The sequence below is a fragment of the Pseudoalteromonas sp. OF5H-5 genome (assembly GCF_021530695.1).
GTDB lineage: Bacteria > Pseudomonadota > Gammaproteobacteria > Enterobacterales > Alteromonadaceae > Pseudoalteromonas.
The window spans coordinates 244,133-266,251 of sequence record NZ_JAKGBF010000006.1; the positions used below are offsets into that span (position 1 = coordinate 244,133).

General features: G+C 42.4%; 24 protein-coding genes. 14 read left to right on the top strand and 10 right to left on the bottom strand.

The window, feature by feature from the left end; translation table 11 throughout:
- Positions 1 to 25: 25 nt before the first annotated feature.
- Positions 26 to 2,626: a TonB-dependent receptor gene (locus tag L1271_RS11335; protein WP_235367898.1), complete on the top strand. Its 2,601-nt coding sequence runs from the start codon at positions 26 to 28 to the stop codon at positions 2,624 to 2,626.
- On the opposite strand, the gene L1271_RS11340 is transcribed toward L1271_RS11335, so the two are convergent.
- Positions 2,609 to 3,514, bottom strand: coding sequence for a LysR family transcriptional regulator (locus tag L1271_RS11340; protein ID WP_102058501.1), 906 nt, complete (start codon positions 3,512 to 3,514; stop codon positions 2,609 to 2,611). The two genes, L1271_RS11335 and L1271_RS11340, sit on opposite strands and share 18 nt — an antisense overlap.
- Positions 3,515 to 3,610: 96 nt before the next feature.
- Here L1271_RS11340 and L1271_RS11345 point away from each other — a divergent pair, with 96 nt between their 5' ends.
- The 3 genes from L1271_RS11345 (at position 3,611) to L1271_RS11355 (ending at position 6,712) form a co-directional block, all read left to right on the top strand.
- Positions 3,611 to 3,916, top strand: a complete 306-nt coding sequence (locus L1271_RS11345; RefSeq protein WP_235367899.1) for a hypothetical protein — start codon at positions 3,611 to 3,613, stop codon at positions 3,914 to 3,916.
- 134 nt (positions 3,917 to 4,050) lie between these two features.
- A complete protein-coding gene (locus L1271_RS11350) occupies positions 4,051 to 6,105 on the top strand; it encodes a S9 family peptidase (protein WP_010604264.1) in 2,055 nt (684 codons plus the stop codon).
- Between the two features lie 61 nt (positions 6,106 to 6,166).
- On the top strand, positions 6,167 to 6,712 hold the full coding sequence (locus L1271_RS11355) for a GNAT family N-acetyltransferase (protein WP_235367900.1): 546 nt from the start codon (positions 6,167 to 6,169) through the stop codon (positions 6,710 to 6,712).
- 35 nt (positions 6,713 to 6,747) lie between these two features.
- Here the strand turns inward: L1271_RS11355 and L1271_RS11360 are convergent, their stop codons facing one another.
- The 3 genes from L1271_RS11360 to L1271_RS11370 all read right to left on the bottom strand — a co-directional run bounded on the left by L1271_RS11360 (position 6,748) and on the right by L1271_RS11370 (position 8,173).
- Positions 6,748 to 6,999 carry a TIGR03643 family protein gene (locus L1271_RS11360; protein WP_010604266.1) on the bottom strand — a complete coding sequence of 84 codons (252 nt, stop codon included), beginning with the start codon at positions 6,997 to 6,999 and terminating at the stop codon, positions 6,748 to 6,750.
- 55 nt (positions 7,000 to 7,054) lie between these two features.
- On the bottom strand, positions 7,055 to 7,213 hold the full coding sequence (locus L1271_RS11365; protein ID WP_019647622.1) for a hypothetical protein: 159 nt from the start codon (positions 7,211 to 7,213) through the stop codon (positions 7,055 to 7,057).
- Positions 7,214 to 7,291: 78 nt separating this feature from the next.
- The gene (locus L1271_RS11370) at positions 7,292 to 8,173 is read right to left on the bottom strand and encodes a LysR family transcriptional regulator (RefSeq protein ID WP_102058499.1); all 882 of its coding nucleotides are present in this window, start codon (positions 8,171 to 8,173) and stop codon (positions 7,292 to 7,294) included.
- A gap of 124 nt (positions 8,174 to 8,297) precedes the next feature.
- Here L1271_RS11370 and L1271_RS11375 point away from each other — a divergent pair, with 124 nt between their 5' ends.
- The 4 genes from L1271_RS11375 to L1271_RS11390 all read left to right on the top strand — a co-directional run bounded on the left by L1271_RS11375 (position 8,298) and on the right by L1271_RS11390 (position 10,214).
- Positions 8,298 to 8,912 (top strand): glutathione S-transferase family protein, encoded by a 615-nt coding sequence (locus L1271_RS11375; protein ID WP_235367901.1) that lies wholly within the window; start codon positions 8,298 to 8,300, stop codon positions 8,910 to 8,912.
- 7 nt (positions 8,913 to 8,919) lie between these two features.
- Positions 8,920 to 9,288 carry a nuclear transport factor 2 family protein gene (locus L1271_RS11380; RefSeq protein ID WP_010604269.1) on the top strand — a complete coding sequence of 123 codons (369 nt, stop codon included), beginning with the start codon at positions 8,920 to 8,922 and terminating at the stop codon, positions 9,286 to 9,288.
- Positions 9,289 to 9,298: 10 nt separating this feature from the next.
- Complete coding sequence (locus L1271_RS11385) at positions 9,299 to 9,511, top strand: tautomerase family protein (protein WP_095728319.1); 213 nt, start codon at positions 9,299 to 9,301, stop codon at positions 9,509 to 9,511.
- Positions 9,512 to 9,767: 256 nt separating this feature from the next.
- Positions 9,768 to 10,214, top strand: coding sequence for an Hsp20 family protein (locus tag L1271_RS11390; protein WP_010379331.1), 447 nt, complete (start codon positions 9,768 to 9,770; stop codon positions 10,212 to 10,214).
- 1,137 nt (positions 10,215 to 11,351) lie between these two features.
- Here the strand turns inward: L1271_RS11390 and L1271_RS11395 are convergent.
- The 6 genes from L1271_RS11395 to L1271_RS11420 form a co-directional block, all read right to left on the bottom strand.
- Complete coding sequence (locus L1271_RS11395; RefSeq protein ID WP_017217565.1) at positions 11,352 to 11,573, bottom strand: EF-hand domain-containing protein; 222 nt, start codon at positions 11,571 to 11,573, stop codon at positions 11,352 to 11,354.
- Positions 11,574 to 11,630: 57 nt separating this feature from the next.
- Positions 11,631 to 11,852 (bottom strand): EF-hand domain-containing protein, encoded by a 222-nt coding sequence (locus L1271_RS11400; RefSeq protein ID WP_010604272.1) that lies wholly within the window; start codon positions 11,850 to 11,852, stop codon positions 11,631 to 11,633.
- A gap of 57 nt (positions 11,853 to 11,909) precedes the next feature.
- Positions 11,910 to 12,131 carry an EF-hand domain-containing protein gene (locus L1271_RS11405; RefSeq protein ID WP_102058497.1) on the bottom strand — a complete coding sequence of 74 codons (222 nt, stop codon included), beginning with the start codon at positions 12,129 to 12,131 and terminating at the stop codon, positions 11,910 to 11,912.
- A 57-nt stretch (positions 12,132 to 12,188) separates the two neighbouring features.
- On the bottom strand, positions 12,189 to 12,410 hold the full coding sequence (locus L1271_RS11410) for a calmodulin (RefSeq protein ID WP_102058496.1): 222 nt from the start codon (positions 12,408 to 12,410) through the stop codon (positions 12,189 to 12,191).
- 65 nt (positions 12,411 to 12,475) lie between these two features.
- Positions 12,476 to 12,697, bottom strand: a complete 222-nt coding sequence (locus L1271_RS11415) for an EF-hand domain-containing protein (protein WP_235367902.1) — start codon at positions 12,695 to 12,697, stop codon at positions 12,476 to 12,478.
- Between the two features lie 43 nt (positions 12,698 to 12,740).
- Positions 12,741 to 12,962 (bottom strand): EF-hand domain-containing protein, encoded by a 222-nt coding sequence (locus L1271_RS11420; RefSeq protein WP_010369619.1) that lies wholly within the window; start codon positions 12,960 to 12,962, stop codon positions 12,741 to 12,743.
- Positions 12,963 to 13,335: 373 nt separating this feature from the next.
- Here L1271_RS11420 and L1271_RS11425 point away from each other — a divergent pair, with 373 nt between their 5' ends.
- The 6 genes from L1271_RS11425 (at position 13,336) to L1271_RS11450 (ending at position 22,086) form a co-directional block, all read left to right on the top strand.
- Entirely contained in the window at positions 13,336 to 14,706 is a 1,371-nt protein-coding gene (locus L1271_RS11425; protein ID WP_010604275.1) for a sensor histidine kinase, read from the top strand.
- Entirely contained in the window at positions 14,703 to 15,239 is a 537-nt protein-coding gene (locus L1271_RS11430) for a hypothetical protein (RefSeq protein ID WP_010604276.1), read from the top strand. Before L1271_RS11425 ends, L1271_RS11430 begins: the two co-directional genes overlap by 4 nt.
- Positions 15,236 to 16,564, top strand: a complete 1,329-nt coding sequence (locus L1271_RS11435; RefSeq protein ID WP_235367903.1) for a sigma-54-dependent transcriptional regulator — start codon at positions 15,236 to 15,238, stop codon at positions 16,562 to 16,564. The genes L1271_RS11430 and L1271_RS11435 overlap by 4 nt, the downstream gene beginning before the upstream one ends.
- 183 nt (positions 16,565 to 16,747) lie before the next feature.
- A complete protein-coding gene (locus L1271_RS11440) occupies positions 16,748 to 18,700 on the top strand; it encodes a methyl-accepting chemotaxis protein (protein WP_102058494.1) in 1,953 nt (650 codons plus the stop codon).
- A 129-nt stretch (positions 18,701 to 18,829) separates the two neighbouring features.
- Positions 18,830 to 20,998 carry a S9 family peptidase gene (locus L1271_RS11445; protein ID WP_235367904.1) on the top strand — a complete coding sequence of 723 codons (2,169 nt, stop codon included), beginning with the start codon at positions 18,830 to 18,832 and terminating at the stop codon, positions 20,996 to 20,998.
- 290 nt (positions 20,999 to 21,288) lie between these two features.
- Positions 21,289 to 22,086, top strand: a complete 798-nt coding sequence (locus tag L1271_RS11450; RefSeq protein WP_102058492.1) for a substrate-binding periplasmic protein — start codon at positions 21,289 to 21,291, stop codon at positions 22,084 to 22,086.
- The last annotated feature ends 33 nt before the right edge of the window (positions 22,087 to 22,119 follow it).

Here is a 22,119-nt window from a genome sequence, read left to right on the forward strand (position 1 = left end):
TTACTCGTATTATAAGTTGAGCACAATGTCAGAATTTCTCATCCGAACAGTTTCTTGTAGCGCATTCTTTATCACAGCTGCAAGTTATGCCGTTGAGCAAAATCAGACAGCTGAAAATACCATAGAACGCATCGAAATCCGTGCCTTCCATGACAGCGTTGTCAAGTCTCTCAGTAATAAACGTCACAATCAACAAGTTTCAGATACGATCAGTGCTGAAGACATAGGTAAGTTTCCAGATAAAAACGTCGCAGAGGCGCTACAACGGATCACCGGTATCTCACTCTCTCGAGCACAAGGTGAAGGTGAACGGATCGGCGTGCGAGGCACAACCCCTGAGCAAAATAGAACTTATTTGAATGGTCAATATCTCGCCTCCGCTGATTGGTGGATCTCAAGTCAGCCAAGCCGAGGCTTTAATTTTACCTTATTACCCAGTGAAATCGTCTCTAGCCTCGAGGTATTCAAGACACCACAAGCTATGCAGGATGAAGGTTCATTAGGTGGTGCAATCAATATAAAAACCCGCGACCCTCTGCTTACGCCTTCAGGCTATGGCGTTATTACAGCCCAGTTCCAATACAGTGACTTGAGCGATAAACTCGACCCACAATTATCTGCAATTTATAACTACCATAGCGAAAGTGGCGACTATGCTGTGCTTTTTACCGCAACACGACGAGATCGCAGCCTCAGACGCGACGGCCTAGAATCGTGGGGGTGGCACGATAGAACATTATACCAAGGTGATGATGATACTTGGTATGCCACCCAGCAGACCCCACAAGACAAAAGCCAGACGTTATGGTTTCCAGGAGGTGGGGGTTCCGCGATTTTTCAGCAGCAAAGAGAGTTGCAGGCTTATACAGTCAATGCCGCATTCCAGCTTTCCCCACGGCTTAGGTTAAATAGCCACTTACTTTATTCTCATCTAAACGCAGACAACAACAATCAAAACTTTCTCTGGCAAAGTGCAAAGTCTATTGACCTAGGCGGCGGGGTAACCGATTTACATGTACAAGATGGTACTTTGGTGAGCGCCCACTATTTACCCACAGCTGCGCCGTTCAATACCAGCATGGAAGCCATTTGGCGAGACTCGCAGATCAGCACTAAAAGTGCTCATCTAGACTTGGTCTATGATGGCATTTATTGGTCAAGCCAGTTTCAAGTGGGTCTAAGCCACGGCTCAGGTGGCACCAAAGAAGACGTCACGTCACAGTTTTCTGCTAACACCCGTTTTCATGTTGATACGTCAATGCGAAAAAACATCATCGCAAGTTATGGGGCTTCTCCGTTAGATGCGGCGAGTTGGTTTATCACCGAAGCTCGAAATGACAGCCAAGATGGCAAAGATAAATCATACTTCGCGCAAGCCGATTTTGCGTACGATATCGACTTTAAACAGGTCGACGCGATTAAGTTTGGCATTAAACTCAAGGACCATCAACGGGACTTTTTGCGCTATCGCTCAAAAGATGGAGGGCTTGATGGTCTAGCCGGCGAGCTTGGCACTACACTGGCCGCCTATCCGGGCACTTTTGTGGATGATTATTTGCGCGGCGTAGGTAGTGCAAACACCTTAAAAAACTACAGTTATGCCGATATTACACTGCTCGCCAAAGACTTCGATACGCTCAATTTTGAACAAGAGATAGAAAAAGCCAGTCGATTTCATATTACAGAAAAAACCGCCGCCGCTTACGGTCAAATGCAACTCGCTGGTGAATCCTATGCAGCCAACATTGGGGTACGGGTGGTCAAAACCTTTCAAGACTCTGCCGCATTTAAACGTGTCGCCTCCCCCATCGAAGCACCCGACAGCTATGTTTGGCATGAAGAATCTCGGGATTACATCGATATTCTACCCAGCGCCAATATCAAGTTTGACTTAAGCGAAAGTCTGGTTGGCCGTTTTTCCGTTGCGCGCGTCATGTCACGAGCGCAATTTCATCACCTTATGCCCTCAACTAATTACAACGTGACCCAAGCTCAAGGACAAGGTGGTAACGCCAGCTTAGATCCATATAGAGCGGCGCAGTTTGATGCCAGCCTTGAGTGGTACTTTGACGATGCAGGACTCGCCTCAATCGCCTTATTTAACAAAGATGTGGAGTCTTTTATTGAGTTTGAGCGAAAGCTTGAGCGTCATGAAGGTATTTTGATGTCTATCGATAGGCCCAGTAATGGCGCTGGCGGCAGTATCCGTGGCGTTGAACTAAGCTACCAGCAGACACTTGCGTACGGATTTGGGTTAATCGCCAATTACACCTATGTTGATGGAGAACGTGACAACGCTGACGTTGGCTTACAGAACAAAGTGCCAGGCACCTCAAAACACAGCGCTAACCTCACCGCTTACTACGAGAACCACCAATTTAGCGCACGGCTTAGCTATAATTATCGAACCCAGTTTGCCACCGGTGTAGGCGAGACCATGATGGATAACTACGGTCAGTTAGACGGCAGCCTCACGGTGAAATTAAGTGATAACCTTGATGCACAATTTGAGTTTATTAATTTAACCGACGAACAAATCTACACCTATGATCGCAATGAGTACGCACCAACAGGGGTATATGTGAATGGTCGGCGCTACTACGCGGGGCTAAGGTACCAATTCTGATTTGCATGATAATTGCGCCTGTACAAACCCTAAGAATAAATCTAGCTTTGCAGAGTGCTCTCGTTTCACTTTATATATGGCATGCAAAGTAACTTGGGGCCTATTTTGCTCGGGAAACAGCTCAACCAAAGCGCCCGAATCAATATCCCGTTGGCAGAAATAAGACGGTAGCATGGCAATCCCCAATCCTGCCAACACCGCCTCTCGAATGTGAAAGCGACTGTTCGCTATCAAATTACCTTGCAAAGCATAACTTCGAGTTCCGTCATGCCAACTATCCTCAACATGGTTAAGTTTAGATAACAACATATTGTGCCTACTCAGTTCATCTAATTGCTCAGGCTTCCCGTGAGCCGCTAAATAGCTGGGCGTGGCAACAAAAGTCGAGTTTATATTGATTAATTTCAAGACATAAAATTGACTGTCTTTGAGTGCAGCAGAGAGCCTAAAAGCGACATCAATCTCATCTTCGATTAAATCCTGATTTGCTGCGGTAAACATCAGCTCTAACTTTATTTGCGGATAGCGCTTTTGAAAATCGATACAAATTTGGCTCAGTAGCATACGCCCTATCGTATTTGGAAAGGTTATTTTTAGATGCCCGGATTGATGCACACCAACTTGTTCAACTTCCTCTTCCAAATCGCGTAGCGCGCGAAGGATCTTTTTCCCTTTTTCATAAACCAACTTACCGGCATCAGACAAGGCGAGTTTACGGGTTGTTCTATTTAAAAGTACTTGTCCATAAGACGACTCTAGCTGCGCTATCGATTTACTCACCGCTGAAGTCGTGGTACCGAGCTGCTCTGCAGCTCGACTGAAGGAGTGTTGCTCAGCGACACAACATAATATTTTAAGTAAGTGAAGTTTATCGTATTCCTTTCTCATTATTTCCTCTTAGGAAAAAGTCTTTACACCAAATGAATATATATTAACTAAAAATAAAAAGTAAACTTAACTCAAAAGAAAACAAAGGACATCAACATGATCACCACGTCGTGCCACTGCGGCCAGATCCACTATCGTATTTTCACCACGACAACAGCCAACGAAATATGCACTGGTGTGCAGTTTATTCAGGCTCACGGTCTGATCGAAAATCCTTGTAAATCTCTCGAACGATTTGTGGTGCCGCATTCGAAAGCTCAAACCATCCAAGAGCATGGTTTTTGCAAACACTGTGGTGCTTCTATCTACATCATGGATGACAAAGGCAACATTTCATATGCACTTAATTACCTAATGCCGTTTCAGGCTGATTATTCAGGCGCGCTGAATTTTGGCCTATAAAAGATAACGGTTTTGCTTTATCAGACTTAACCGACAATTAATCGCAAACATTGGTTTTTATTCTGGTGACAAGTAGAATGCCTAAAAACTTCATCTTGAAGTTACAACAAGTGAATGAAAATTTAGGATAAATAATGAAACTACTTAAGTCTGCTTTGGCTTTAGCAATGGGCTTCACCAGTGCTGCAAGCCTCGCAAGCGATACCATCACTATTGAAGACATCCCAAAGATCCAATCGGTAAGCTCAACGTCGGTGAGTCCTGACGGCGAACTCGTTGCTTTTACTCGCTCGGTACCGCGCGAGCTTTACGTTGACCAAAATGGTTCTAATTACAGTGAACTTTATGTGGTTGACGACGAAGGTGTAGAGCGCCCATTTATCACCGGTAAAGTGAGCATCTCAAGCATCTCTTGGTCGGCCGACGGTCAGTTCATTTATTTCCTAACCAAGAAAAAAGAAGACAAGCAACGCGCCCTTTATCGCATCGCGGTAAACGGTGGGGAAGCACAGAAAGTGCTTTCACTAAAAGGAACTGGGATCTCGGCTTATAGTCTAAGCCCTGATGGCAAACAGGTTGCAATCCTTGCAATGCCAGCTGCCGATAAGTCAGAAAAAGAGCTGAAAAAGCTTGGTTTTATGGCTGAAGTGTATGAACTGGGTTTAAAAAACAAACAGCTTCATATCATTGATCTTGCAGCGTCAGAAAAACCATTGACCCCAGCGGCACTAAACATCGAAGGTTATGTTAGTGAAATAAACTGGGCTGACGATGCCTCTAAATTACTGGTAAAAACCCAGCCAACAGCGCTTATTGATGACAAGTACATGAAATCACAATGGCATGTACTTGATGCAAAAACACAACAAATTACCACTTCGTTCAAAACAGAAGGTAAGCTTGGTACCGCGGAGTTTTCTCACGATGGTAAATACATCGCGATTTTAGGCGCTGAAGACAAGCATGACCCGGCAACTGGTCGCTTATACCTTGCCGATGCACAAAGCGGCAAAGTAGAAGAGTGGATCCCAAACTTTATGGGTCACATCGGTGATTTTGAGTGGTCAAACCGCAAAAACCAGCTGACTTTTGTCGCAAACGTCGGCGCTGAGAGTTTTGTTGGCCAAATTAAAGTTGGCTCAAACAAATACAAGAAGCTTATCAAAGAAGGTAAGTTTATCGCATCGAACCTATCTATCTCTGACTCAGACAAAACCATTGCCCTACGTGCAAATACAGCTAAGCACCCAAATGAAGTGTTTGTGATCCGCTCAAGCAAGGCAACTCGTCTATCAAACTCAAACCCGTGGTTAGACAACAAACGTTTTGCAAAACAAGAGGCTATTAACTTCAAAGCCCGCGATGGTGTTGAAATTGGTGGCGTATTAATATATCCACTTGATTACCAAGAAGGTACACGTTATCCACTGATCATGTCGGTGCACGGTGGCCCTGAAAGCCACGATAAGAATGGCTGGCTCACGAGCTATTCAGATCCGGGTCAAATGGGCGCAGCTCGCGGCTATGCGGTATTCTATCCAAACTACCGTGGTTCGACAGGTAAAGGCGTTGATTACTCAAAACTTGGCCAAGGCGACTACGCAGGTAAAGAGTTTGACGACTTAGTAGATATGAAAGAATACCTAGTCAATACCGGTTTAGTAGACACTAAGCGTGTTGGTATTACTGGTGGCTCTTACGGCGGTTATGCCTCAGCTTGGGGTGCTACAAAACTAACCGAACACTTTGCAGCAAGCGTGATGTTTGTTGGGGTAACGAACCAACTATCTAAGTTTGGTACTACCGATATCTCAAACGAAATGTACTTAGTGCACGCTCGCTCTTACCCTTGGGATAAGTGGCAGTGGTACCTAGAGCGCAGTCCGATTTACTGGGCTGGTCAATCAAAGACGCCATTACTCATTATGCATGGTAAAGATGACCCGCGAGTACACCCAGCACAGTCTATGGAGCTATATCGCTATATGAAAGTGCAAGGTAAAGACGTACGTCTAGTTTACTATCCAGGCGAAGGCCACGGTAACCGCAAAGCTGCGGCTCAATACGATTACAGCTTGCGCTTGATGCGCTGGATGGACAACTACCTAATCGAAGGCAAAAAAGACATGCCAGATTATGAAATTGACCACGCGGCGAAGCTAAAAGCCGTTAAAGACGCGAATAAATAAGTAAGCCAGCTTATTGTTTGGGGGCGCGAATTTGCGCCCTTTTTTATCAGGGAAAAAGATATTGCAATTAACTACAATCCAACTCGACACCGAGCGATTCACACTTAGATCCCTAACCTCACAAGACGCCGAAGCGCTATTTGCCATATTCTCAGACGCAGACGTCATGCGCTATTGGAACACGCCACCTTGGGAATGCCTTGACGATGCAACGCAATTTATCAAGCAATCACATGAAGATTTGACTACTAAACAAGCGATCACACTGGCCATTGTTTCGAAAAGTGATGAAACATTAATTGGTAAATGTTTACTTTTTAGCTGGGATAAAGAGTCACGCCGCGCCGAAATTGGCTTTGGTATTGCCAAATCTCACTGGGGGCAAGGTGTCATTCAAGAAGCGGGCTCTGCACTCATTAACTATGCTTTTTCAACACTGCAGTTGAGGCGTATTGAAGCTGAAATTGATCCCGCTAATATCGGCTCAGCCAAAGTGCTAACAAAACTTGGATTTACTAAAGAAGGTCACTTACGTGCTCGCTGGGAAATTGCTGGTGAAGTCTCAGACTCTGCACTATTCGGCTTACTTGCAAGCGACCTTCAATAAAGCAAAGACTAATACCCAAAGGTTTAGATAACGCGTTACCTTTGTTTGTATTGGGTTTTGCAATATCCGCGATTGACCGCTTTGCTTCTAAGTTTAATATGCTTAGTGTTGCGGCCATTTACTCGTTGCCGCCATAGCCTAAAACTGCTGGGTTTTAGGCTACAACGCATCAATTTGATCACTTCAGGTTCACTGAGCTCAAACTGTCGTTCGATAGCTTCAAATGGCGTCCTATCCTCCCACGCCATTTCAATGATCCTGGAAATTTCTGAGTCACTAAATTGCACTTGCTTAACCTTCCCCTAATTAAAAGCAAAGATACGTAGCGAGTAGCTCATTAGATTAAAAATACTTACGTCCAATCAATATTCCCATCGCAATGCCGATAGGTAAGGTGTACATGATTTGCCCAGATGCAACGCCCACGGCTGTGCCAATTCCTGCGCCGATAGCCAGCCCCAAACCTATTTTTCGATTGGCATTTTGTTTATCACATTTCATTGATTGTTCCATCATCTAAACCAGTAGTTAATGTGGCAAAGTAATGAAGAAATGTAAACCACCTTATTTGCTTAACAATCAGTGCCCGTCACGCTTAAACCAAGCCTGTAAAAACTCGATACATTGAAGTACCGCGGCTGGCACAAATTGGCGTGCGGGATACAGTGCATATAAGGCTAGCGTTGGCTTGTCAGCGTGCTGCAAAATACTGACTATCTCACCCTTTTCAAGTGCTTCTCTACAGGCAAATTCAGGTAAAACCCCTATTCCCAAATGGCTTTTAATTGCCTGCAACATAAAAAGGACATTGTTCACTTTAAGGGAGCCTTTTATTCGCACACCTTCGTCTAATGGCCATAAGTTCTTGCGTTTTGAATAGCTGTATTCAAAACAATTATGATGAATTAAATCTTGTGCTGATTCGATTGCAGGGTGACTCGCTAAATATTGTGGTGAGGCGCATACATGATAACTAAATTGAGTAATTTCTTTTCCTATATAACTTGAGTCAAACGGGCGACTGGAAGCCCGAAAACCTAAATCGAATCCCTGTTCTACTAAGTCGATATCCTCATCTCCTAAATGTATTTCAAGGTCGACATCGGGATACGCTTGCATAAAATCGGCGAACATTGCTGCCAAGTCAGTGATCCCAAGCACCATTGGCACATTCACCTTTAGCTTACCTTTTGGTGCTTGCTGCGACTCTTGTATGAAGGTGTCTGCATCCTCTAACTTATTGAGAATATCCTTAGCACGTTGTAAATAGCCTTCTCCCACATGCGTGAGCTGCAAATTGCGCGTGGTGCGATGTATAAGCCGCGCACCAAGCTCAGCTTCTAGTCGGCTGATCTCCTTACTGATCATGGATTTGGATGTATTATATTGCTCTGCAACACGAGTAAAACTGCGTACCTCAGCCAGTTTTACAAACATTTCTATCGCTCGTAGCTTATTCATACTTTCCTTGATTATTGTTTCCACTATGTGAACTCTTGGTTCTCATTGTAGCTATATATCAAACAACATCTAGTTTATACACTGAGCTTGTCTTTTAGCCAAGAAGCAAATGAGGAAAACCATTATGTATACGTTATATTACTTACCAGGTGCTTGTGCGCTAGCAACGCAAGTCATATTAAGAGAATTAAAACAACCCTTCGAACTGGTTGACAAACGCGGTGTTGATAACTTTTTAGCCATTAACCCAACAGGTAAAATCCCGGTTCTTAACGATGGCGAAAACTGCTTAGTAGAAGGCGCTGCAATCCTACTTTATCTACTCAATAAACACGAAAATAACCTTCTTCCTCAAGCTAATGTTCTTCAAAAGCAACAAGCGATGGAAAACATTCTGTTTGCCAATGCTACTATGCACCCGGCTTACAATCGTCTGTTTTTTGCCACAGGCGCAATCGCTGATGAGCATGCACGCCAGCCATTTTTAGAAGCGGCAGCGGTTGCCATCAACGAATTATGGGTGTTAGTCGAGAAAAAGTTAGCGCAGCAATCATTTTTAGGCGGCGATCAGGTTTCCACTGCGGATATCATGCTGGCTGTATATGCGCGTTGGGGCACCTATTTTCCAGTCGACATTATCATTCCAGAAAAAGTCAGCAAAATGTTAGCTGCAGTTGAGGCAAGGCCCAGCTTTATCGCCTCGATAGCAGCTGAACAAGCACACAGTACAGACGCATGAGCTTAATATGACTAAGCCTATTTTCAAACTACAGGATTTAGACAAAGTAACTGCGGTTATTCAACAATATTTTGAAGGGCTACACCAAGGAGATATTAAAAAGTTGGATGCAGTTTTCCACGTTGACGCGGTGCTCAAAGCTCCTGGAATGAGGCGCACCAAATCACAGTGGCTAGATTTGGTTTCATCTCGACAAACGCCCGAAAGCCAAAGCGCTGCTTTTAATTACCGTATTTTGTCGGTGGATGTTGTAAACCATCAAGCAATGGTCAAGCTGTATTGCCCACTGTTTGAACATCACTATATCGACTTTATTGGTTTACTTAAAGAAGATGGACAATGGCGTATCGTCAACAAAATGTATGATGATCTGTAGGAGATAACCAATGCCAATCATCAATATTAAAATCACGAAGGAAGGCGTTACGCCTGCTCAGAAGCAAGCCTTAATAAAAGGTGCAACTCAGCTTATGGTGGATGTCCTTGATAAAGCGCCACATGTTACTTTTGTCGTTATAGAAGAAGTTGAAACTGACGACTGGGGAATAGGGTTTGATCAAGTCTCTATGTTGAGACAGCAAAACTTAAGTCCTAAATGACGCAATAAAAAAGAGGCATCAGATGGTGCTTCTTTACCTGCAAAGACAATTTTCTTGAAAAAGAATCTTATAAAATTCAGGTAAATAAAAACTTTTTTAAAAAAGTTTCTTGAAAAATATTTGCCTCGTCCATAGATAGTATTGTGAGGACGCCGACAGGGTCCCAACCCAAACTAAGTAAATGTTTTATATGCTATTTATTGGCTTTAATACAAGCAATAAATAGCTTAATTATCGCTTTATGAGGATACAAATTATGCGTACAGTAGACCTATCTCCACTTTATCGTTCATTCATCGGTTTTGACCATTTAGCACAGTTAATGGATGCAGCATCACGCAACGAAAAGCAACCAAGCTTTCCGCCATATAACATCGAAGCCACCGGTGAAGACAAATACCAAATTACCATGGCTGTTGCCGGGTTTACCGAGCAAGAGCTTAGCCTTGAGTCAGAAAACAATACCCTGACAGTGAAAGGCGAAAAGCAAAACAAAGAAGACAAAGCTGAGCGTAAATTTATCCATCAAGGTATCGCAGAGCGTAACTTTGAGCGTAAATTTCAACTTGGCGATCACGTCAAAGTGATTGGCGCAGGACTTGAAAACGGCCTGTTAGTCATCGACCTTGAGCGCGAAATTCCAGAAGCACTCAAGCCGAGAAAGATTGAAATTGGCAAAGGCAATCTCATCGAAAATAAATAATCGATTGAGGTCTCTTCTCCCTGTTTTTACATGATGTCACGTTTCCAAGTCGCCCTCGGGCGACTTTTTTGTTTGCAAAAATGTATGAGCTGACTGTAACACTAGAAAAAGGTAGATATAGAGGTCAGCGCAATGCTAAATCCAACCTGAAGCTTACTTGTTAAGATTCAACTCGCTTTTAACAACTAACGTAATTAAAATACAAGAAGAGAAAACTAAAATTATCCCCAAAAATATAAAGTGCCAATTTGGGTGTAGCAAATCTAAACTATATTGGTATGATGTCCAGCGAGTTCGATCCTCGCTATATATAGGTGAAGCTATCCACTGATAAACACTATAGAATTCCTTAAACACTCCTAAGAGCATCGACAAAACTCCTGCCATATAAAAGAGCCTAGATACCCATATAACAGTTTGAAGTGACTCACTTTTCACTCTATGAAAAGGTAAAAAAATCATACTTTTCCTTAAGATTTAATATTTGGTCAAAACATAGCATTCAATGGTTTCAAACGCCGAAATTGTTTCCCCGTTTTAAGTATTACTAGTGATATTACATGCAGTTAAGTTAACCAAGCAACACTTAAAACCGTGCCGTATCACACTTATTTTTTATCAAAGGCGCTAAGTTGATCTATATTTTTCTATTTGTGACGATCACAGGTCAAGCAATCACTTAGCTATTAGTGATAGAAGTAACTTACATTTCCTGCATCTAGCTGCCAAAAAATAGGTAAAAAACTCCAAATGTAACTGTGATGTCGTTAAATTTAAAGATCAGAAGAGTCTGAAAAACAAACAAAAAAAGCTTGGCTATTAAGCCAAGCTTTGGGTGCGGTGCGAATAACCGCCTTACTCTTACCGACTATGATCCTTCACTTTACTTCCCTAATGACATCCAAACTCTCAATTTGGAGCTCAAAGATTCTGATAGCGATGCCTCGCTGTAAGTATTCCTTTATACCAGTTTGTTTAAACTTGCCCGAAAAAAGGCGCTTAGTTGAACAAATCAGTAATGATGCCAAATAACTCAACAATAATCATAATCTTTGAACTCTATTCCCTGCTCCCTGACATCAGTTCCTTTTCCTCTGTCACTCCCTTGCGCAGGTAAATCTGCTTCTCCAGCTCTAATTAGCCTTTAAAGTTTGCAAATTCTGTTTCGCTTAGCTCGCCGTTTGCATCAACGTCTAGCGCTTTAAATTGCTCTGCAAGTGCAGTATGCGCTTGTGCTTCACTCATGCTGATTGTGCCGCTTTGATCTGTATCTAGCGCAGCGAAGTCTTCACCCGCCATTGCATTAACAGAAGCGAAAGATAAACCTGTGATTGAAAGTGCAATTAGTACGTTTTTCATCATTTATTCCTCAAAAATTTAAATACTGTTCGTTTTATAAAATTGGAGGGCTACTGTTTAGCCTTTAAAGTTTGCGAATTCTGTTTCGCTTAGCTCGCCATTTGCATCAGCGTCTAGCGCTTTAAATTGCTCTGCAAGCGCTGTATGCGCTTGTGCTTCACTCATGCTGATTGTGCCGCTTTGATCTGTATCTAGCGCTGCGAAGTCTTCACCCGCCATTGCATTAACAGACGCGAAAGATAAACCTGTGATTGAAAGTGCAATTAGTACGTTTTTCATCATTTATTCCTCAAAAATTTAAATACTGTTCGTTTTATAAAATTGGAGGGCTACTGTTTAGCCTTTAAAGTTTGCGAATTCTGTTTCGCTTAGCTCGCCATTTGCATCAGCGTCTAGCGCTTTAAATTGCTCTGCAAGTGCTGTATGCGCTTGTGCTTCACTCATGCTGATTGTGCCGCTTTGATCTGTATCTAGCGCTGCGAAGTCTTCACCCGCCATTGCATTAACAGAAGCAAAAGATAAACCTGTGATTGAAAGTGCAATTAGTATGTTTTTCATCATTTATTCCTCAAAAATTTAAATACTGTTCGTTTTATAAAATTGGAGGGCTATTGATTAGCCTTCAAAATTTGCGAATTCTGATTCACTTAACTCGCCGTCAGCGTTACCGTCTAGCTGAGTAAATTGCTCAACAAGATTGGGATTTACTTTCGCTTCGCTCATGCTGATTGTGCCACTACCATCGGCATCGTATTTGGCAAAGTCGTCACCAGCTATCGCATTAACTGAGGCCATTGATAGACCCGCAAGGGAAACTGCTACTAGTAGATTTTTCATCATATTCTCCTTAAAATTTAGTCTTGGCGGAGAGTCCGAAGACTCACCGATACCAAACTTTCAAATTAGCCTTCAAAGTGCTCGTACTCTGACTCGCTTAGCTCGCTATTACCGTCAACATCAAGTGTCTTGAATTGCTCAGCTAACTTAGGGTTAACCTGCGCCTCACTCATGCTGATCGTGCCGCTGCCATCTGTGTCGTACTTTTCGAAGTCATCCATCGCCATTGCCGATGCTGAAACTAATGTCATACCTGTAATTGAAAGTGCTGCTAGTAAATTTTTCATGATCTTCTCCTAAACGATTAAAGTGATGTGATAACTGGGCGAATTAACCTTCGTAGTTATCAAATTCTGCTTGGCTTAGTTGACCGTCTTGGTCAGCGTCTAGCTCGTTGAATTGAGCAAGAAGGCCTTCATCTGCTTTTGCTTCTTCAATAGAGATGTAACCGTCACCATTCATGTCTAATTTGTCGAAATCCGTGTTTGCGTGTGCACCTACTGATGCCAAAGTCATTACTGCTGCTGATACTGCGATTGCTAAATTTTTCATCGTGCTTTCCTCGTAAGATTAAAAACTAAATTCTGTGTTAAACATTTTGCTGTTAAAGCTAAAACTGATTTTGCATTTGTTTTTGCGTTTCGTTTTTCGCTTTCAAGATAACTATTCCAACTTTGATGCCAACATTGAAAAAATACCGTTTATCAATGAGTTAAGTTAAATCACTTAAAAAGATTAAGGTTGGATTAAGGCTGGCTGTTGCTAAATGGCAACAGTTAAAAAAGCGAAAAATAAAAAGTCTTTATTTTTCTTAAAGTTAGATTGTCGCAGCTTTGCAACAGGTAAATTTTTGGGTAGAAAATTTTGCAAATCTCGCAACACCATTTGATTGAAATTTGTGCACCCTTTTTAAGGATTTAGCATCGTGAAAAAAATTTTTTCTCAGTCATTACAAAAACAGGCACTTATTGCCATGTTTATTGGTGTGCTTCCAATACTCACATTGACTTTGTGGTACGCCCAGGCACTGTCCAAAAACCAACAAAAAACACAGGATATTTATAATAAAAATCAAAAACTTATTCTTGAATACAATTTTGTGAAAGCAGATATCAGTGCGCTTGAAAAAGCACTGCAAAATAATCAGCTGCTGCAAAGTGAAACACTGCAAGAAAGCATCGAGCAGAAGTGGCAAAATACCAAAAAACGCATTCAATTATTAAAAATAAATCTACCCGACTCGCTGTTTGTTGCTAAATGGCGACAATTCGCGCCAGATGAAATCAATGCCACTTCAAAAGCTGAAGAGTTCCAACAATTGGTTAAGGTGCTTAATCAATTCGAGGAAAGCTTTCAACAAACACTTAATAAGCGCTTATCAGATCAAGAATCCCATTTCGTGCAGCTGCAAACATGGTTTATGTTTGGTCTCGTTATCTTGCTACCCACCCTTATCGTGATCAGCATCTTTTTGATCAACCGGATTTGTCAGCAACTTAATCAGGTAGAATCTGCGGTATCTGAGGTAGGTAAAGGTAATTTTGATAAGTCGGTTGAACTCTCTGGCAGTCATGAATTGCAGCAATTGGGTGACAGGCTAAATTGGTTAAGGCTCGAACTTAAGCGTATTCAACAACAAAAAGAAACCTTCTTGCGCCATGTTACTCATGAGCTTAAAACCCCTTTAGCATCGCTAAACGAAGGAAGCAGCTTATTAAATAGTGGATTGCTTGGAGATGTTAATCCAAAACAACAACGTATTCTCATCATTATGGAAAACTCTGTTGCAAAGCTTGGCTCATTGATCGATGATTTGCTCAGCTATAGTGCAGCCAGTCACCCCGATAGCCTACATCACGACGCCGAAATGAATCTTATCCAAGAGGAAGTCTCTAAGCATCTTAGCGATAAGCTAGGAAAGACTGATGTGATAGTGAACTGGCAAAATCATGATGAGCTAAAAGTGCCTTATCTTCCGTGCAAATTAGTGTTAACTCAGTTAGTGAGCAATGCCATCGATCATGCTAAAAGCAATGTCACTATTTCAATTGAAGAGCGAAATGGTGATGTATTGCTGATAGTCCGTGACGATGGTGATGGCATCGACGTCAATGAGGCCGATTCATTATTCCAACCGTTTGTTCGTGGTGAGAAAAATAAAAATAATAATGGTAGTGGCTTAGGTTTAGCCATTGTCTCTGAGTGTGTGAAGCAATTAAAAGGCGATGTGAAATGGCTATCAGTAGAATCTGGCGCCAGTATTCAAGTCGCCTTTCCAAAAAGGGATCCAAAATGAAATACATCGCATTAAGTATCACGCTATTTTTGCTCAGTGGTTGTGCCACAACAGAGCAAAAGGTCGAGCAGACAAAGCAGTTTATTGGTCCTGTAAAAACAGAAACCAGCGCTAAGTTTGTGCCTTTAGCTGAGGTGATCAAAGCCTTAGTCAGCCAGTGCGCTAAAAAACATAACGTGACATTTAACGATTACTATAAAGGTGCGCTGCACTTACAAGGCTTTATTCACACCTATTGCGGTACAGACTCAACAACCAAGCAACTTAAAGCCATTGAAGAAGTAAAACTACAAGATTACTGGCCAGAAGATTACAACATTTGGTTTGAGTCGTTAGCTTGGCATACCCAAAGCCTTCGTGAGCAAAAAATCAGTAATTATTACTCTGACAATAAGGCGCAACAGCACCAAGAGCAATTGTTACAAACCCAAAAGCAGCTTGCCGAGCTGAAACAAAAGCTTGCCGACATAGAAAAACAACGTTTAGAAACCGATCTTTCTGAAAACCCATCACTTGAGGAGGATTCACTATGAGTCAAACACAACAGGGCGCAAAGTTACTTTTAGTGGATGACGATACATCTTTAACCGAGCTACTGGCGATGCGTTTAGAAAGCCACGGCTACGACGTTGAAGTAGCTCATCGCGGTACGCAAGCGTTAAATATCCTCAAGCAAATGCCTATCGACTTGGTCATCACCGACTTGAAAATGGCGCACATGAATGGCTTTGAACTTAATGAGCAAATAAAGAAGTATTATACCGGCATGCCCGTTGTCATGATGACCGCTCACGGCTCGATTCCTGACGCTGTTGACGCCATGCAGCAAGGCTTTGTGAGCTTTTTAACCAAACCCATTGACTCTCAGCAAATGCTCGATGTCATCAATGAGGCGCTTGCAGGAAAAGTAAGAACCGCACAAACCTCAGATCCAAATAACTTCCATGGATTGTTATTCCAAAGTGCCGCAATGCGTCAATTGGTACAGCAAATTCAGGCGCTTGCCAGCAGCAACGCAAACATTCTTATCCAAGGCGAGAGCGGTACCGGTAAAGAAGTGACAGCAAAAGCAATCCATTTGGCCAGTAACCAAGCGCAAGGCCCATTTATTGCAATTAACTGTGGCGCAATGCCCGCTCACCTGTTGGAGTCTGAACTATTCGGCCATAAAAAAGGCGCGTTTACCGGCGCGGTGAGCGACAAAGAAGGCTTAGTACAAGCAGCTGATGGTGGCACCCTATTCCTCGACGAAATTGGCGATATGCCACTTGATTTGCAAGTTAAGCTACTGCGTGTTTTACAAGAACGAACCGTTCGTCCTGTGGGCGGCCAAACCGAGCATAAGGTCAATGTTCGTTTTGTCTCTGCAAGCCACAAGAACATTCAAAGCGCCGTTGCGGAAAAGCAATTTCGTGAAGATTTATACTATCGCTTAAACGTGGTATCTGTTGAAATCCCAAGTCTAAGAGAGCGATTGGAAGATATTCCACTACTTGCATCACGCTTCTTAAGTACACTTAGCGATGGCGAAAAGCAATTTAACCAACAAAGTATTACGCATTTGTTGAATTATCATTGGCCAGGTAACATCCGTCAGCTCCATAATATCGTAGAGCACTGTGTTGCTATTACTCCGGGTAAAATGATCACTGAAGATATCGTACAAAAAGCCCTGCCTAAGGATAAAGAGCAGAATGCGTTTACGGGGTTAAATGAAGCAAAACGCCAATTTGAGTATGACTACATCCAAAAAGTACTGGCGCTTTGCGAAGGGAATGTATCGGAAGCTGCAAAACTTGCGCAACGTAATCGCTCTGATTTTTACAAATTACTTAAAAAACATGAGATCCAATGCTAAACCTATTAGAGGGGTAAAATTAGTTTTAATTTCTGAAGCGCGTTGATTGGTCAAATTTACCACTGCAAAGTGTTTATAATACGGATTTGAACGAGCCACACCCGTGGCTCAGATTTTGCCCTGAGAATATGCGCTCCTCCTAGGAGCATAATAAAAACACTCGGATATTTAAGGGTTGTCTGTATGAAAATGCGCAAAAAGCTCATTATTAGCTTTGTTCTCACTGTGATCATTCCTATTTTAGCGATTTCTGTGGTCAGCATTTCTCAGACCAAAAGTGACTCTCTCGATAAATTTCTTGATGCATCCGGCAATGAGATACGGCAAGCCGAACAGTCTTTTGTACTGTTTTTTGAGCAGATGAAGAAAAATGCGCGCTTCCTCGCCGAGTCTAAGGCCGTGCAGCAAGTAAGCCAAGATACCACTACTTATTTTGGTGCAGAGAAGCCCATGACCCCGCTACAAAACGGTCAAACAGAAGCCAATATTTTTGAGCTTTACCGCGCATTTGGGCAAACCCATGAAGAATTACTGTTTGTGTATCTTGGCACTGGTTCCGGTGGTTTTATTCAGTATCCTGCAGAGCCCCTTGGCGATTACGATCCAAGAAAACGCCCTTGGTATCAAAATGCTTCAAAAGATCCAAGCAAAGTTATCCTTACCGAGCCTTATCAAGGGGTAACGGGGCAAGCCATGGTCTCGGTTGCCACAGGTATAAAGCATGATGGCAAAGTGATTGGCGTGCAATCATTAGATGTAACACTCGCTACACTGACCGATATTGTTAGCAATATTCGTCTTGGGGAGTCTGGGTATTTAATCCTCCTTGATGCCGACGGCACTGTACTTGCCGATCCTAAAAATAAAAATAACAACTTTAAACACATTAAAGATCTCACTAGCCCACTCTACGAGGCTATACGAAACGCCACAAACGAACCCTACCTTACCATTGAAACTGATAACAAAACCTATGACGCTAAGATTTATCGCTCCGACACTCTTGGCTGGCAATTTATCGCGGTGATTGATGAAGATGAAATCTTGGCTTCAGCTTACGATATGACGATTAGTATCACTATTATCGCGTTCATCATGGTAATTCTGTTTATTATCATTGCAATAACGCTTGCCAATAAGATAGTTGAACCTATTGAAATGGTGTCTGAAGGCTTAAAAGAGATAGCACAAGGTGAAGGCAATCTTTCTAAACGTTTAAAAGTCGTTACCCATGATGAAATTGGGGAGCTGGCCGCGTGGTTCAATAAATTTTTGGACTCAATTAACTCGCTCGTAAAAGATATTCAAAGCAATGCCTCGACATTGAATGATGCTGCGTTAGGATCACAAAAAAGTATCAACGACATCCGTAATCAATGCCATACGCAGGCCGAAGACTCCGCCAGCGCGACTACGACTACCGAAACCGTGGAGCAGCTTGCCACCGAAATTAGTGAAAGCTGCAGTCATACTTTAGAGGATGTCGTCACTGCGGACGATCACGCTCAGCGTGGTAACAGCACAATAGAAAGTACCGTATCGCAGGTTGCGAGGCTTAATCATTCGTTGGCTGAGTCCGCCAGCGCCATGAACCAACTCGAAAGTGAAAGCCAAGATATCACTAATATTTTAGGGGTGATCCGTTCTATCGCAGAGCAAACTAATCTTTTGGCATTAAATGCAGCGATTGAGGCTGCCCGTGCAGGTGAACAAGGTCGGGGCTTTGCAGTGGTTGCTGATGAGGTAAGAACGCTTGCGCAGCGCTCACATGACGCCACACAGGAAATAGAGCAAGTGTTAACTAACCTCATCGCACAAACGAGGACGGTATCGGCCCAAATGACGTCGAGCGTAGGCGAGTCTGAGACGGCTATCAAACAATCACAAAGCGCTCAGCAAGCGTTTACTGATATCGCTCAGGCAGTGTCAAGAATTAAAACTTCGGTTTCAAATATAGCGTCACAAGCCTCATTACAAGGAGAAAATGCAGGCCACACTAGACGTTTGATTGACTCGGTGGATGTTTCCGTACGACAAGTCGGAGAAGAAACGGCAGCATTAAACGCAGGTGCTGACCAATTAGTTAGCTTAGCCAAAGACTTAGAGCGTTTGGTTGGCCGCTTTGATATTAATTAAGTCGCTTACGTTTCGAATGGCTAAACCCAGTCTCTACAATTGTTATAAAATATCGTCTCAATTAGTTGTCCTTATAATAAGAACTAGATAGACTCGATGGATGGATTGATTTATTACAGAAGAATAAAAATGAAGAAATTTAAATTTACATTAGTAGCAGCATCTTTGGTTGCTGTACTTGGTTGTCAAGAAGCGCCATCTCAAAACGCAACATCTGACGTTAAAGCAGAACAGTCCGCAGCCGTTGTGGCGCCAGTTGCAGAAAAGATCCCACACAAGACGACCATTCACGGTCAAGAACTTGTCGATAATTATCACTGGCTACGTGACGATACTAGAAGCAATGAAAAGGTGCTGTCACACTTAACCAAAGAAAATGCCTATACCGACAGCAAGCTCGTAAACACAGAGCAACTACAACAAACCTTATTTGAAGAAATAAAGAACAAAGTGGTTAAAGATGACCGCAGCGTGCCGGTACTAAACGGCAGTTATTATTATTTTAGTGCCACTGAGGGTGACAAAGAATACTTCACTTATTACCGCAGTGAACACAAAGATGGTAAAAATGCGGAAGCTATCTTTGATGCGAATATCCGCGCTGAAGGTCAAAACTACTACGGTGTTGGTGGTATTTCCGTTTCAACCAACGAAAATCTATTAGCTTTTGCTGAAGATACAGTAAGTCGTCGAATTTATACTATCCGAATCAAAGATTTAACAACAGGTAAGTTACTGGACGATACAATCGAAGGTGCGTCAGGCCCTATCGTTTGGGCGAACGATAACAAGACCATCTATTACATCAAAAAAGATCCGGTTACTTTGCTCGGTTATCAAGTATTCCGTCATACTCTAGGCACAGCGCAAAGCACAGATGAACTGATTTACGAAGAAAAAGATAACAGCTATTACACCTATATCTCAAAGAGTAAAGACAAGAGCAAAATATACATTCACCATTCCAGCACCGAGGCATCAGGTGTTTCTTTACTAGACGCAGATAATGCAAAAGCAACTCCTGAGCGCTTTATTCCAAGAGAAAGTGGTCATGAATATAGCATTGCTAAACTTGGCGACTGGTACTATATCCACACCAACAAAGGTGCCGTGAACTTTAAGCTGATGCGCGTTAAAGCCAGTGATGCAAGTGATATTTCAAAATGGCAAACCGTTGTACCGCACAATGCCGATGCAAAACTAGATAGCTTTGAGCTATTTAATCAGCACCTTGTTTACGAAACGCGTGAAAATGGCCTTAGCCAAATCACCGTATTAAATTTAGATAATAACGAAAGCAAGCGTTTAACCTTTAACGACCCGGCTTACGCAGTGTATTTAACTGGTAATGCAAATTTAGACGCAGGCGCAGTAAGAATTGGTTATCAGAGTATGACGACCCCGGCTTCTGTGTATGATGTCGACCTTGCTAGTTTAGACAAAACACTATTAAAGCAAGACAAAGTATTGGGTGACTTTGCACCTGAAAACTACCAATCTGAACGTATTTTTATCACCGCACGTGACGGCATAAAAGTACCGGTTTCAATTGTTTATCGTAAAGATAAGTTTAAGCAAGATGGTTCTAACCCGCTACTACAATACGGTTATGGTTCATACGGTTCTAATGTTGAGCCAACTTTCTCTATAAGCCGTTTAAGCCTTTTAGATCGTGGTTTTGTCTATGCTATTGCGCATATTCGTGGTTCAGAAACGCTTGGCCGTCCTTGGTATGATAACGGCAAAAAATTAAATAAAAAGAACACCTTTAACGACTTTGTTGATGTCACAAAAGCACTCGTTGAGCAAAAGTATGGGGATGCTTCACGTATTTATGCCAGAGGTGGCAGCGCAGGTGGCCTATTAATGGGTGCAGTCATTAACCAAGCGCCGGAACTATACGATGGTGTACACGCAGCTGTACCATTTGTTGACGTGATCAATACCATGCTGGACGAAACGCTACCGCTGACCACAAATGAGTACGACGAATGGGGCAACCCAAATGAGAAGACGTATTTTGATTACATGCTGTCTTACTCACCTTACGATCAAGTTAAAGCCCAAGCATATCCAAACCTGCTTGTAACCACGGGTTTGCATGATTCTCAGGTGCAGTACTTCGAGCCTGCGAAATGGGTCGCTAAGCTACGCGAATACAAAACAGATGATAATCTACTGCTTCTAAAAACTGATATGGAAGCCGGCCACGGTGGTGCGTCTGGTCGCTTTAAGCGTATCCACGATGTCGCATTAAGTTATAGTTTCTTTATCGCACTCGCTGAAAATAAACTGTAGTCATCGGTCACATTAAACAAAGGAGGCTTTAGCCTCCTTTGACTACCTCTTGCCAAACTATTCAACTAACTTTCTTTAGTACACATCTGTCCTAAAAAGATCTAAATATACTTTTAGCAGTATCAATACCTAAGTGCTTCAATCTAAGCATTGGTGAAGCATATCAAATACGTAAATACTGTGAATTTATAGCCTAAGCTCTCCATAACACAAGTTTAGTACCCTCACCTAACAAACTCGCTATTTGTTGGCTATATTTAAAAAATGACTACTACGTACATAAGTGAAAAATGAATTTATTTCGCTTGGTTTTTATTTGCTGCTGTATTTTTCTGCCGCTCTTATCTAACGCCGTTCCCCATAAACCTGAATACTCAGCACCTATCAAGGTAACCATTTTGGTCGACGATGCTTATCCACCTTATAGTTATCAAATTAACGGCGAGCTTTACGGCATCTATGTCGATATTGTAAAGCAAGCAGCGCGTTTGCTGAGTCATGAATATCAAGTTAACTTGCAAGCGGTACCATGGAAGCGAGGCGTTTCCTCGATGGCATCTGGCGAAGCAATGGCATTAATGCCACCTTATATTCATATCAAAAAACGCCCCTATATCTGGCCGTATTCCATTCCCCTTCAAGAAGAGGTGGTGGTTGCCTTTTGCAATCAAGGGATCACCTTAAAGCACTTGCCTCATGTAAAACCAGAAAGAGTACTTAATATTGGCATTAATGCCGGTTATATCATCTTAGATGAAAGCCTAATGGAAGCGCAAAAACAAGGACTTATTCAACTTTGGGAAAACAAAAGCACACGTTCAAATATCGAAAAGCTCGCACGTGGGCGCGTTGATTGTTACGTCAATGATCGGCTTTCCACTTTACTTGGTATTAATAAAATGTCGCAGATAACACCAAGTTTAAACACCAGTAATATTGTTGAAGATAAAATAGTAATGCGTCGCACTGCCCACATTGGGTACTTAAAAGGGTTTGAAGAAAAATATCCATTTAAACAAGATTTTATCCTAAAGATGGATGCAGCATTGAGGCAGGTAATAGACAACGCAGCAGCGGCAGACGAATGAATCTGCACGTATGATAAAACACCTTAAGCCACT

Coding starts and splice junctions, on each gene's coding strand:
- L1271_RS11335 (WP_235367898.1), top strand. CDS start 26: ATGTCAGAATTTCTCATCCGAACAGTTTCTTGTAGCGCATTCTTTATC.
- L1271_RS11340 (WP_102058501.1), bottom strand. CDS start 3,514: ATGAGAAAGGAATACGATAAACTTCACTTACTTAAAATATTATGTTGT.
- L1271_RS11345 (WP_235367899.1), top strand. CDS start 3,611: ATGATCACCACGTCGTGCCACTGCGGCCAGATCCACTATCGTATTTTC.
- L1271_RS11350 (WP_010604264.1), top strand. CDS start 4,051: ATGAAACTACTTAAGTCTGCTTTGGCTTTAGCAATGGGCTTCACCAGT.
- L1271_RS11365 (WP_019647622.1), bottom strand. CDS start 7,213: ATGAAATGTGATAAACAAAATGCCAATCGAAAAATAGGTTTGGGGCTG.
- L1271_RS11370 (WP_102058499.1), bottom strand. CDS start 8,173: ATGAATAAGCTACGAGCGATAGAAATGTTTGTAAAACTGGCTGAGGTA.
- L1271_RS11375 (WP_235367901.1), top strand. CDS start 8,298: ATGTATACGTTATATTACTTACCAGGTGCTTGTGCGCTAGCAACGCAA.
- L1271_RS11380 (WP_010604269.1), top strand. CDS start 8,920: ATGACTAAGCCTATTTTCAAACTACAGGATTTAGACAAAGTAACTGCG.
- L1271_RS11385 (WP_095728319.1), top strand. CDS start 9,299: ATGCCAATCATCAATATTAAAATCACGAAGGAAGGCGTTACGCCTGCT.
- L1271_RS11390 (WP_010379331.1), top strand. CDS start 9,768: ATGCGTACAGTAGACCTATCTCCACTTTATCGTTCATTCATCGGTTTT.
- L1271_RS11395 (WP_017217565.1), bottom strand. CDS start 11,573: ATGAAAAACGTACTAATTGCACTTTCAATCACAGGTTTATCTTTCGCT.
- L1271_RS11400 (WP_010604272.1), bottom strand. CDS start 11,852: ATGAAAAACGTACTAATTGCACTTTCAATCACAGGTTTATCTTTCGCG.
- L1271_RS11405 (WP_102058497.1), bottom strand. CDS start 12,131: ATGAAAAACATACTAATTGCACTTTCAATCACAGGTTTATCTTTTGCT.
- L1271_RS11410 (WP_102058496.1), bottom strand. CDS start 12,410: ATGAAAAATCTACTAGTAGCAGTTTCCCTTGCGGGTCTATCAATGGCC.
- L1271_RS11415 (WP_235367902.1), bottom strand. CDS start 12,697: ATGAAAAATTTACTAGCAGCACTTTCAATTACAGGTATGACATTAGTT.
- L1271_RS11420 (WP_010369619.1), bottom strand. CDS start 12,962: ATGAAAAATTTAGCAATCGCAGTATCAGCAGCAGTAATGACTTTGGCA.
- L1271_RS11430 (WP_010604276.1), top strand. CDS start 14,703: ATGAAATACATCGCATTAAGTATCACGCTATTTTTGCTCAGTGGTTGT.
- L1271_RS11435 (WP_235367903.1), top strand. CDS start 15,236: ATGAGTCAAACACAACAGGGCGCAAAGTTACTTTTAGTGGATGACGAT.
- L1271_RS11440 (WP_102058494.1), top strand. CDS start 16,748: ATGAAAATGCGCAAAAAGCTCATTATTAGCTTTGTTCTCACTGTGATC.
- L1271_RS11445 (WP_235367904.1), top strand. CDS start 18,830: ATGAAGAAATTTAAATTTACATTAGTAGCAGCATCTTTGGTTGCTGTA.
- L1271_RS11450 (WP_102058492.1), top strand. CDS start 21,289: ATGAATTTATTTCGCTTGGTTTTTATTTGCTGCTGTATTTTTCTGCCG.